The sequence below is a fragment of the Streptomyces sp. GL_140 genome (genome assembly GCF_057834465.1).
On record NZ_JBYQMJ010000002.1, the window covers coordinates 110,584 to 122,747 of the forward strand.

Consider the following 12,164-nt stretch of genomic DNA (forward strand, 5'->3'; position numbering starts at 1 on the left):
TTCACGCGAGGCGAAGTCAGAGCAGGCAGTCCCACACCTGCTCGATGTGCACCGGCCACCAGCAGTCCGGCGAGGCGATGGCGGCGGGATCCCGCTGGGCCAGCTTGGTCCGGAAGTCGATTTTCCAGCGGAACTTGTGTTCCTGCGCCAGACCGAGTCGCAGTTGCCACATCTGGCCCAGCAGGGCAAGACATCGGACGAATTCGGGCAGGCTCGAGTTCGCGAACTGTGGTGGCACGGCAGCCCCGACGGGTCCGGCCTCCAAAGGCACGGCGACGATGTGCCCAGTGCCGTACTGCACACACAGCTGACGACCCAGACCCCTGCCCAGCACCAGGTAGGAACCGGCGCTCGGGGCTGGTTGCACACCATGCTCGGCGGCCAGTTCGGCCAGTGTCGGCAACGGCCGGCCCGGCTGGAGGTGGGCCTGGAAGAAAGGTCCGCCGTTGAGGGGCAACCCGGCCCACATCAGCGTCTGGGCGACGACGTAGGGCACCCCTTGGCGTGACACGGCCCGCTGGTCGAAGCGGACGACTGCATCTGCACCGAATGCCCGCGCCAGCTCCTGACCGACTCCCTCGAACGGGAACGGTGCCGCCCTCAGAATCTGCTGGGCTGCTTGCCGCGGCGCGGCGTGGTCGCTGCGGCCGCGGTTCGGCGCGTGGCGGCCGCTGGGGAACTGTGCCCAGGTCGAGCCGGTCGTACGGGTGCAGTGACAGCCTTGCTGCGCACAGGACCCAGGCTCGGGAACGTGTGAAGCCCTGGCAGTTCGGGGGACGTCGGTGGGGTCCGGGCCGGGGGCGCTCGGACTGGGCACGCTGACCATTTGGTTCGGGATGTAGCCGGTGGCCGCGTCCGTCGGTGCCTGCACGGGATGCACTGGGCCCATGGGCGGAACGCCCTTGCGCGCCGATGCGGTGCCGATCGTGTGCCGGGTGGCTTGCTGGGCGCGCGCAACATCGTGGACGTCGGGGGCTGGAGCCGGTGCTGCTGGTACGTCCGCATCCGTGTCCATGTCCGTGTCCGTGTCCGCATTCACATCAGAGTGCAGGTGCAGGGACATGGGCGGGTTGACCGCGGACAAGGAGGGCAACGGGTCACCGTCCGGCGGCGTGGCGGTCGCCGGGTGCGGGGTCTTGCTCGGCATCAGACCGGTCAGCGCGGCCAGTTGTGCGGGCGTCAGATGGCGGACGAGCTCGTCGACGATCTGAGCGGGCTCACGCAGAGAGATCTCCGGTGCCGGTGCCAGTACCGGCGCTGGTGCCGGGGAGCCGGCGGGGGTCGCGTGGCCCCCTGAGCGCGGGGGCTGAGTACGGCCGGCTGCTGACGGCTGCGCCGTCAGCTGTTCCTCATCGCCGAGTCCCACGGACTTGAGCGCGGAGAGGGCGTGGTGGAGCTGTAAGCCGTCGGCCTCTGTACGTGGCGTCGGCAGGGGTTCCTGGGCCTGTTCTCTGCCCGGGTGCTGCTCCGAGCGGGGGAACATGGCCGATGTGAGGGATCGGCCGACCGCCAACTCGCTGCTGATGATCTCGTCCAGCAGTTCGGGTGTCAGCTTCGGCGCTCCCGCCCACCGGGCGGGAAGTTCGGAGTGGGTCTCGCCGAGGAAGGCGGTCCGGTGCTCGGATTCTGCCGCGTGCCCGGGCCGGGTGCCAAGGGATTCCTTGACCGCCAGGTGTCCGGGCGCGAGAGCATGTGCGTGCTGCGACTGCTCCGGAAATGCATCACGTGTGCGAGTGTCCTCCGTGCCGTCCCCTCCGTGGGACCCGCTCAGGTGGGGGTTGTCGGCGCGAGGTGACTCCACCGGGGCAAGCAGCCGGGGGGCACCCCTGTGGCTGTCGTCGCCGTCGCTCGCGGGAGGAGCCTGTGGTTCATCCGCTTCATTGACTTCCAGTTGCCTCCGTCGGTCGAATTCGGCAATTCGTTCGGCCCGTGTCTTGACCTTGGGCATCGGCTCCAGATCCTTGGGGAACTCTGCGGGCCTTCTGCGCCGGGGTGAAGTCATGCCGCCATCTCCATCGCCAAATCCCGCATCCCTCGTGAAAGTTCACAATCCGGTGCGTACTCGAGGAGGGGGATGCGGTAGTCCGCGGATTCGCGGCCCTCTTTCAAATCTCTGAACACTGCCACGATCGAAGGGTTGGCGCGTGCTGTCCACAGCCCAAAGTTCTGAACCACGCTCGACCCTCGGCGCGGGTCGTAGGCGTTCACGACGAACCCGAGCTGGTCGATGGTCACACGCGTGAGGTTCACGGCCTGCTGGATCTGGCTGTTGAGCATCCGGTAGGCCTTGTGGCTCGCCTGATCGGCCCATACCGGAATGAGGACTCCGGACCGGTCGATGCGCTCGCCGTCGCGTCGCTGTACGTAGTTGAGGGCAGTGTCCAGACCGAGACCCAGGCTGGGCGGACCGTCCATGACGATGCAGTCGTAGTCTCCCTCGATCGGCTGCAGGGCTCGCTCCAGAGCCGTTCCGCGACCGTGGCGGACGACGGCCATCTCGGCCTCCAGCAGGAAGGCGTCGTCGCAGGCGGGCAGCACGTGCAGCCGTTGACCGAAGCGTTCCTCGTCCAAAGCGGTGAGCAGGTTGCGGATGCTCCGCTTGGCCTTCCCGAGCATGTGCGTCAGAAGACTCTCGTCGCCGTCCTCGATGCCCTCCAGGTTGAGGCGAGTCGTCAAGTGCCCCTGGGGGTCGTAGTCGATGAGGAGGACTCGGCGGCCGAGCTCGGCCAAAGCCTGCGCAACCCCAGCAGCGAGGAACGACTTGCCCACGCCGCCCTTCTGATTGGCGATGAGGATGCGTTGCACGGGCTGTGCGACAAGAGGCGTTGTGGGCGAAGGGTGCGCCGCGAGCCACAGCTCGACCGCCTGGGCGAATCCTTGAACCTTGGTCACATTGCGGACGGTGCATTGCATGGCGAAACGCTCGGGGCTGCCGCCGGGCAGAAAAACACCCCAGCTCTTGGCCCCAGAGGTGTCTGTCATTTCCGTCGCGGGAGATTCGTACCAGAGATTCACCGCGTATTCTGCGACGTCTTGAACGTTCATACCGCACTCGGCGGCACGGATCTTTAATCTGCGGCGCAGCTCCGGCGTAATGTTGACGAGCAATTTTTCGCGATGGTCTCTGGGATTGGAGATCGTCATGCAGAGCAAATTACCGGCTCTTCCGGTGGCTTAGACGGAACAAGGCCGCGTGTCGTTGCAGGCGCTGCCGCAAACCGCAGGTCTTGCCCATGATCTTATCGCCGAGGCCGTGGTGATCTTTTCGTCTGCGGGAACTTCTGTTCCAATATGGAATAGGTGAGCGATTCTTGCCTCGGAGTGAATGTCGGCAAGGAGGTCATTTTCTGCATGCTGCGCACAATCGGACAACTGGGCATTCTTGCCCGGATATGGCTTTTACTTGGAAGTTCAAGGCGCTGTGGCGGAAGTACTCATTCGATGGAGGCGATGCGCATTCTGTTGACCGCGCCGCAAGCGGAGATGCCGAGTTTTTCGCTCGTGCCGCGTGCGCCCCTCCGGCGGTGGGGGGTGTTGTGTCGCGGCGTCGGGGTCGGCTCTGGTGCTGTCGAGCCGGCCAGTCCGACGGACCACTCCGGGACATTTCCAGTCGGCAAACCGGATAAATCTACCTATTGTGCCGGATCGGGGCAGGTCGATGCGGCATGCATTAAATCCGTCCGCGGAGACCGAGGACAGGGGGAAAATGTTTAGAGATAAACTGGATTGTAAGGTGATGGCCGGAGAATGGTCCTGAGTGCGCCTGCGGTCGAGGCGATTCTGTTTGAATAGTTCCCGCGGGGCCGATAGTATGTAGACCTGTTCGGTCCGGTTGGCGAAGCGGGATGTCGCTCTCCATGGAATTTACTCCAGAGATATGCCGCTTTCATGCCGCCTGATTTGATTTCATCACCGTGCGGCCTTGAGGTCGATGCAGCCGGATGGCGGCGCATCCAGATGCCACTCGTCTGGGCTGTAGCTCCCACCGAGCGCCATGCCCCTCCATCTGCGGGTTGTCGCAGGGGCAGGGCGAAAGCGGCAAGCCGGTCTGAAGCGTGGGCTCGCCAGGACTTGAAGGTTTAGCGTGACTCGATAGAGGCCCGGCACCTCCGCCAAGACGTATCCGGGCCTCTATCGCGCAGCCGCAGCAGGCAACCAGCCAACTGTCGAAGGGAAGCGTACCTATCGTTTCTGCAGTCGGCGTCCTGATTGACGCATACCCGGCCCCGTACTGCCGATTGGAGCCGTCGGCGGTGGTTGGACCTGGACCCGGACTTGGGTTGCCGCAAGGGTGGACAGGGCGTCGGGGTTGACGGTGCTCCGGGCTCTTGAGGCCAGTACCTCAGTCGGTCCCGGACCGCGCCGCCGCAGGTGGCGACGGTGATCGTGGTGTCATGTCGGCCGGCTTGAGGCACGTGTCCGGGGAGGCCGGCCGCAGTGGGCGCCGGAGCCACCGCCCTCCTCGGTCGTGAGTGACGGGGGTGGGTACTAGAACGTGCAGGCGGCTTGAATGGCTGTAATCCGCTGATGTGTTGGTGGGTGAACAGCATTGACCTCGCCGATGTCGCGCACCTGTCTCCAGGAGGCCGGGAGATGGTGACTCCGGGCGAGTGGAGCCGCGCGGCAAGTGATCTCTTCCCTCGGAGCGCCATGTATGGCAGATCCACCGCGCATAAGCGGAATAAAGACTTCCGATTATGGATCTTTGGTGCTCCGACAGGACTTCGGCATTTCTGCCGGGCAGTTGACCGTGACCTGCGTGTCACTGGCTCGTTTGGCGGATCGTGGGGCACGGGTACCCTGGCGTGCTTTTCCTGGACGAACTGTGGGAGAGTGCGCACCGCACCTGATCCCCGTGTGCCAACTGTTGTCAGCCTTTGATCCCTATCCGTGGCGCTGTACTACGCCCAGGTTCGCTCAAAGTGGGGTGTCTTTATGTCTGCGTCGGGCATGCGATGGGCATGTGGCGTTTGGTCCGGGACGCTGATGGACATCGTCGGCACGGATGCCGGTATTGCAGCTCACCTCAGTGCCAGGGCGCCGATCGGTACTGGCTGGATCGGGTATCCGGACATCGCGGTGAGAGCCCGGAGTTCCGCCTTGATGCGAGGACCGGCTCGCCGTGGTCGGTGCTGCCCGTAGTTGCGGGACGATGACGGTCGTGGGCGTGCTTGCTGAGGTACCGGCAAAGGGAACGAGTTTCTTGGCGGCCGCTGTCAGGGGGCCGGCGTCCGTGACGTTGGTCGACCGGCCATGGTCGGTACGACACCGATCCGCTCGTCACGTGTCGTTTCCGCAGTTGAGGATGTCGTAGGCCTTGTCGGAGTGCAGGCATTCGGGCTCGTAGTGGTGTCCGCGGCCTCGCCGAGCTGGTGGAGGACTTCTTCGTGCAGGCAGCCCCGGACTCCGGCCCCGGACCGGATGGGGATCCGCCGAGCGGCTGCTGACTTCGATCTCTCGCAGCACGACCCGGCCGTATTCGACCCGGCGTAGCACGCCCCCCAGTGGCGATGGCCAAGCCAGGGTGTCGGCTCCACTTGTCGCCCGACCAGGAGTGTGGACGTGCTCGGGTGTCGCGGCGAGGCGGGGTGCCGGAGGGCGCGGCGGCAAGATCCGAAAGAGACGGCCCGGGTGAGAGGCGCGTCGCGCCTCACTGCTCGGGTCGGAGCTCGTGTCCCGGGCCCTCTACACCCTGCACCCCTTCTCGCCGCGTGATTCGAGACTGCGATCGGCTCGTGGACGAGCCGTCAAAACTGTCCGGTTGGGGTTGCGCGGGGCTCCCTGGGTGCGGCCATCTCGGGTTGGAGGCTCAGGCACTGCTCACAGCATTGCGCTCCGTGAGACGCGCAGCTGCTCGGCGACCTCGGAACAATGGCCGCAAAGCGACGTTCGCCAAGAACAAGGGCGATACGGTCCCACACCATGTGGTGGGCCATCAATCCAGCCGTCCACTTTGCGTTATTGAGACATGAGTGCGAGATGTCGCGCGATCTCGCGATCCTCTGGATTTTGTTTGCCGTTGGATCGTGCGTGGCGTATCCCCTTTGGCAAGGATTGAAGGGCTTCCCGCCTCGTTGTGAAGACGAAAGCGAAAGTGTGAACGAATAAGGGCGGCCCTGCCGCCACCGCTGTCATATATCACAACAGCGAGTCAGGGTCGCTCAGTGCGCCAAGAAGGCGCTACGTTGATGTCTAGTAGATTTCCAACCTACGAGACGAGGGAGAGCATGGAGAGGCCTGGCCACCGGGGTCCTGACCAACGCCCGGGTATGACCGTTACGGAGATTGCTCAGCTGTCAGGTGTTGTTACTCGACCGACGGTTGCTTCCGTGTCGGCCACCGCGGGTGTACCCGGGCATCAGGTACGCCGGGGGATTTCGCAGGAAGACGGGCGGCGAATGGCCGCCGCACTGTCGGCAGGTCTACTCACTGAGCGTTCCGCGCGTGCCATCGCCAAGGATCCACAGGCTGTCATCAGAGCCGCGCAGGAGTTGCAGGCCTTGATTTGGGAGATCATGCGCAGCAAGCATGAGAAGAGCAGGCAAGGAAAAGAAGTCGCATAGGAACGACAGATAGAGACCCGGCACCTCCGCCAAGACGTATCCGGGCCTCTATCTCGCAGTCGCTGTAGGCAAACCATCAACTGGTCAAGGAGCAGAATACCCATGTCTTCCGTGCTACCCAAGGTAGTCAGCGCCGATGTTCCTTTGCCTTCGGGTGGGGTCATCTGTGCGAAGGCTTCGCAGGCGGCCAATCCCATGCCGCTGCGTCGGATTGCTTCGCAGCCTGCCTGGCGGTACCAGCTGCCGGCTGCAGGCCATCCAGGCAGCGTGTGGCACCATCGGTATGGAACTCCCAAGCAGGTCCTCGAGTGGTGCCCAGAAGTACTCACGTGGCTGGTGTCGCGTAACAAGTTCGGTGATGTGGCTGCCCACTACTACACGGTACGTGTGTGCAACACCCTGGTGACCTTCGCGGACAGCCGGCTGGAACACGGAAGTGCCTGGGCGGCGTTCCCCGACATTGACCTCTGGGATTGCCTGAATCTGCAGGATCAGCTGCATGAAATCGTGCGTGCCCAGGCGCGCCGGCTCCCCTTTATCGAGTTCCCGGAAATCGCCGAATAGCCTATCGCGTTCGTCAGCGCGAGGCAAGGCGATCATTCAAGGTCTTCTCGGCTGTCCGCTCGACGGGCCGAGGTGTGTTGTCTTCGTCTTCGTGGGCTCCGTGTCGTTCATCCGGATACCCCGATGCAATTGGTACATGCGCCCTTTCTGGGCCGCATGTGCCCATACGCCCTTGACCGTGCACTCATTTGAGAGTCGTCGCAGCCTCGACGGTTTTTGAAATTGGGTTTGGCTGTGTGCCGCCCAGACAGCGAATCCACCTCACCACCCCAGGGAGTGCCCACTCATGTCCACGACCGAGCAGACCATCCTTGCCGCAGCGCACGCCCCCGTCGACAAGCGGACGCGCAACTCAGGTGCTTCGTCCCGGGGCGCGGCAGCGGGACGTTTCGACGCGCGCTCGGCCGAACACCTCAGCATGCCGTTCATTCAGCCGGATGTGCCCACCACTCCCATGGGCAGTCCGCCGGCACCGGCAGAGCCGCACCTTCAACAGCAAAGGCAGAGGGCGAGCGTGCCGGTGGCCGCTTCGATGGAGAGTGAACTGGCCCCGCCCGGCACTGCCGTGCTCGGGTCGCCGGGATGGCGCTACGAGGCAGCTGAAGACGGGGGCGCCGTCTGGAAGATGCGGCGGGGTCGCACGGAGGAGTGGGACGAGGTGTTGGACTGGGCACCCTACGTCTCCGAGCGACTCGTGGTGCTGAGCGAGGACGGCAAGCCGGCCGGCCGTTACTACACGATCACCATCGGGTCGGACACGCTCACCAAGAGCCTTTCCGACCTGCGCACCGCAGACGGGTGGAACGACTTCAGCGACGACAACGGCGCAGCCTCCCGATCCATCCGGGAAGTGCTGATCAACATCGTCACGGACCAGGGCAAGCGCCTCCCGCGTACACCCGTGGTCGCTCATACGGGCTGGCACAGGCTCCCGGACGCGGGCCTCACCTATGTCTACGCCGATGGGCGCACGTATCCGGCCGACCGTTTCGTCCGCGTCATCGGTGCTCCCGAGCCGCTGCGGCGCGCGGCCGAGCCGGTCGGGCGGGTCGCAAGCGATGAGGAATGCCGACAGGCGGTCCTCGACATCGCTGCCCACGGCTGGGCGGGTCTCATGGGTCTGGCCGTGGGCGCACGGTCATTGGCCTACAGTTTTCGACCGGTTTCAGCCGCGTTCATCTTCGACGCCGCCCCGAACACAGGGAAGACGTCGGCTGCGAACGTCGGTCGCAGCCTCCTGCTCACTCCCAGGCCGAACTCATGGCCCCCTGTCCCCACCAAGGGAATGAACAGCACGGTCACCGACATCGAGTGCGCGGTTGACTTCGAAGGGGACATGCCGACGCTGTTGGACGACATCCCGCTCACGCGTGTTTCATCCGCAGCCGAGATGCGGGAAATGGAGAAGAAGCTCGAGTACATTATTCGAGCGGCCGGAAATTCAACAGAGATCAAGGGGCGTCGTAACCGCGACCTGACCCCCAAGCCGGGATATCGAATCCGGTCGATCCCGACCATCGCAGCCCAGATGCTTCCTCCGTCCATGCAGGAGTCGTTGTACCGTCGCTCGGTTGTTGCCTATCTGGCGCATGGTGGAGGCGACGTCGATTGGCGGTGGTACAAGGAGTGCGGCGGGAAATCCCTTTCGGTACCGCTGCGTACGATCGGTGATCGTATCATTGCCCACTTGCACGCCCTGGAGTCCGTCGACGGATATCTTGATGGGATCGAGTACAAGGCGCTCATGGAATTGAGTGAATGTCTCGACAGGATCATGCCGCATCGCAACGATTTTGGTTCCCTGGATGGGGTGATCACGGCGGCTGCCGGTATGCTGTCCGGCCTTGGGCTGGTGGCGGATGTGACCGGTCTCGAAGTGTCCCGGCTGTTCAAGGTGGTTGCCGCCCCACTCGCTGAATCGCTTGCCAGGCAATCCACTTTGATGAACGAGCAGCATACAGCCCATAATGATGTGGCAGCTGCGGTGGGTGAGGCGCTGCGCAAGGCCTTCTCCAAAAGGCGTGCTCACATCCGTAACGACAAGGGTGTCATCGGAGCCTTTGTTCCAGGGCAGAGCGAACAAGACCAAGGGGTGGCCGAAAAGCGGGACGGGACAGGTTGGGAAGGCAAGGGGACGGCTGTCTACTGGCTGCCGGACCGGGGGCCAGCGCTCGCCATCACCACGAGCAATCTGAACATGTTGCTCAAGGAAAGCGGTGATCCCAGGGTCAACGTCTACACGGATCGCACCATCCCCGATCTCCTGCTCCAATCGGACGTTGTGTTCCGCAACATGACGCAGAAGGAACGCGCCGCGTCCCATCGGGTTCGGATCGGGGCCAACAACCTCCGTGTCCTTCTCATCAAAGCGGACGTCATCTGGGAGCCGTAACAGCTGACGGAGGCCTGGGCGGCGGTCCGGGAAGAGCACGGCCTCATGGTGAACTCTTCTTCGACCGCCTACCCGCACGCGTCACACATTCATCCCGCAGGTGCACCACGGGTAACGGGCGACGAATACCTGGCGACGGGCATTGGGCGAGCCGCCGGCGCGGCTCTCGGTCTGTGGTGACGCGACGGAGAGGTTCTTGGCGCCGGGGCGGCCAACCATCGACTCTCGAGGTGGTACCTCCTCCGGACGCATGGGGGTGAGGGGGCCGGTCGACTGTGACTCGAGGCGAAGATCTCGCAGGGTTCGTTCGATTTGCTGGGTGAAGGACTGGTAGGAGGAGAGTTCCTGCCAGGTGGAGTCGGGCTCGCCGGGAACGGTGGCACCACGCCGGGCCCATTCGGCTGCCAACTGGGTGAAGAGCGGGCCATCCGACTCGTCTGTCCGGCGCGAGCGATGGGCAGGCAGGGGGATCCGGTCGGCGGATTGCTGTCGCGGCGGGCTCTGCCTGAGGGGAGGCTGATCCCGCTGGGAGACGGCAATGGCGGCCGGGCAGGGCTGCAGTCGGCCAGGCCCTTCACGGGTGAACGACTGGACTTCGCCAAGCGGATGTGTCGTCATGGCTGTCAAAACGATTCTGCAGTCCGAGGGGACACGCCTTGTGTATATCGCCGAGGTGTCCTCTCGCAAGCCGGGCGGCGGATCGTGCCCGCCTGGCGGTTCCGGATATACGGTCGGCCGGTTCGGGTACAGGGCCATACCTCGAATGGTCGATAATCGCACCTATCGTCATATCGTGTCGAATCATGGAAGTTCTTGACAGCGACTGTAGCGTCGGTCGGTCCGGCCTGTCTGCATCCACCGCTCAGGCACCTCAGGGGGCTTCTGTAGGCGCGTGACACATTCGGGCGCTTAGTCGATTCGGCGTGGCAGCGCACTTTGGTGCAGGAGCCACGTTATTTTGTGCGCCGAACGGGATCTGCGAGTTCGGGGCTGTCCGGAACAGTGGCCGAATCCGGTCCGCTGGGTATCCCAGGCAAGGCGCAAGCGGATCCTTTTACGGAACACGGTTGAATGCATCACCGGATTCCTCATCCGAATGAAAGAAGATGCCCATGCGTTCAAGATTATTGTTAACCGGAGCAGTTGCCGCGGTGCTCGCGGGTCTCGCCTCACCGGCCGGCGCGGCTACCACCGGGGATACCACGGTCACGTTCTCCGTGACGGGTGGCGCACTGTCGATCACGGTGCCTGCCTCCTCCACCCTTCCTTCCGGTGCACCGGGAACCACCGTCAGCGGGCAGCTCGGGACTGTGGCCGTGACCGATGCCCGTGCGCTGCTCAACGCCGCATGGAGCGCGTCGGTGGCGTCAACGGACTTCACGACCGGTGGGGAGACGGCAGCGGAGACCATCACCAAGAACAAGGCATCGTACTGGTCCGGTGCTGGAGCTTCCCAAGGAATTGGCACCTTCACGGCGGGACAGCCGACTGCCGCTCAAAAACAGTCGCTGGCCCTGTCCGTACCCGCATTCAGTTTGGCCTCCGGCACCGGCGGTAACTCAGTGGTGTGGGCACCTACCGTTGAAGTTGTTGTGCCTGATGCGGCCGTCGCCGGAACGTACAGCGGGACGGTGACACATTCGGTCGCATAAGGCAGCGGTCATTGTGGCGCTCTTGTCGGCGCTACTGCTGTCCTCACCGTACGTCGGTGAAGCCGATGCGGCCCCGGTGCCGGACCAGTCCGCTGGTCCGGCACCGGACGGAAGCCTTGGGGTCCGACTCCTCGAAGCCCCGGTCAGTCGGCGTGATGACACCCGAGCGCTGACCTTCATCGTCGACCATTTGTCTCCCGGCACCACCATCACACGACGTTTCGAGGTCTCCAACTCGTCGTCCGAGCCCATGCACGTGGAGGTCTACAGCGCAGCCGCGACCATCGGGAACGGCGCGCTCCAGTTTGCCGCCGATCGGACGCCGAACGAATTGAGCGGCTGGATCTCGGTGGATGAGCCGAGCCTCGACCTGCTTCCCCACGAAAGCCGTGCCCTCCGGGCAACCATCGAGGTTCCCAAGATGGCTTCCGCCGGAGAAAGATACGCCGTTGTCTGGGCACAGGTGGCTTCAAAGCCCGACTCCGACCACACCGTGGCCACCATCAACCGGGTGGGTGTCCGCGTCTACCTCGATGTCGGGCCGGGCGGCGAAGCGCCGTCCGATTTCAGCATCGGAAGACTGGTTCCGGGGCGTATGAAGGACGGACGGCCTCAGGTGGAGGCGGTGGTCCACAACACGGGGAAGCGCGCGCTCGATCTGACCGGCACGTTGTCCCTGTCGGACGGACCGGGCACCATGAGCGCCGGCCCGTTTACCCTGCTCAATGGAATCACCCTGGCACCGGATGAATCCGGCACGGTGGTCGTCCCGTTGGACCGTCATCTCCCCGCAGGAGTCTGGACGGCGCGACTGAAACTTGCCAGCGGTCCCATCGAGCGGAGCGCCACTGGCAGGATCAGTTTCTCGGGAGACATCGACAAGGGAGGCTTGCCCCTGAGTTGGTGGCTCCTGCTCACCATGGCGGGGATCCTCGCTGTCATCGGTATCTGGTGGCTGTTCATCAAGCGCCGCAGGAAGAGAGAGGTATGAGG

7 protein-coding genes are annotated in these 12,164 nt (G+C 64.1%); 5 read left to right on the top strand and 2 right to left on the bottom strand.

All coding sequences use genetic code 11. The annotated features are described in order from the left end of the window. Positions 1–16: 16 nt before the first annotated feature. On the bottom strand, positions 17–1,948 hold the full coding sequence (locus AC3IYJ_RS40170; protein ID WP_489403155.1) for an SUKH-4 family immunity protein: 1,932 nt from the start codon (positions 1,946–1,948) through the stop codon (positions 17–19). 50 nt (positions 1,949–1,998) lie between these two features. Continuing rightward, positions 1,999–3,144: a ParA family protein gene (locus AC3IYJ_RS40175; protein WP_489403156.1), complete on the bottom strand. Its 1,146-nt coding sequence runs from the start codon at positions 3,142–3,144 to the stop codon at positions 1,999–2,001. Positions 3,145–6,329: 3,185 nt separating this feature from the next. Here AC3IYJ_RS40175 and AC3IYJ_RS40180 point away from each other — a divergent pair. The 5 genes from AC3IYJ_RS40180 (at position 6,330) to AC3IYJ_RS40200 (ending at position 12,162) form a co-directional block, all read left to right on the top strand. Then, positions 6,330–6,563 carry a hypothetical protein gene (locus tag AC3IYJ_RS40180; protein ID WP_489403157.1) on the top strand — a complete coding sequence of 78 codons (234 nt, stop codon included), beginning with the start codon at positions 6,330–6,332 and terminating at the stop codon, positions 6,561–6,563. A 102-nt stretch (positions 6,564–6,665) separates the two neighbouring features. Further along, positions 6,666–7,127: a hypothetical protein gene (locus AC3IYJ_RS40185; protein WP_489403158.1), complete on the top strand. Its 462-nt coding sequence runs from the start codon at positions 6,666–6,668 to the stop codon at positions 7,125–7,127. 286 nt (positions 7,128–7,413) lie between these two features. Beyond that, positions 7,414–9,519: a hypothetical protein gene (locus AC3IYJ_RS40190; protein ID WP_489403159.1), complete on the top strand. Its 2,106-nt coding sequence runs from the start codon at positions 7,414–7,416 to the stop codon at positions 9,517–9,519. Between the two features lie 1,112 nt (positions 9,520–10,631). Next, positions 10,632–11,171: a hypothetical protein gene (locus AC3IYJ_RS40195; RefSeq protein ID WP_489403160.1), complete on the top strand. Its 540-nt coding sequence runs from the start codon at positions 10,632–10,634 to the stop codon at positions 11,169–11,171. Positions 11,172–11,193: 22 nt separating this feature from the next. After that, entirely contained in the window at positions 11,194–12,162 is a 969-nt protein-coding gene (locus AC3IYJ_RS40200; protein ID WP_489403161.1) for a COG1361 family protein, read from the top strand. The last annotated feature ends 2 nt before the right edge of the window (positions 12,163–12,164 follow it).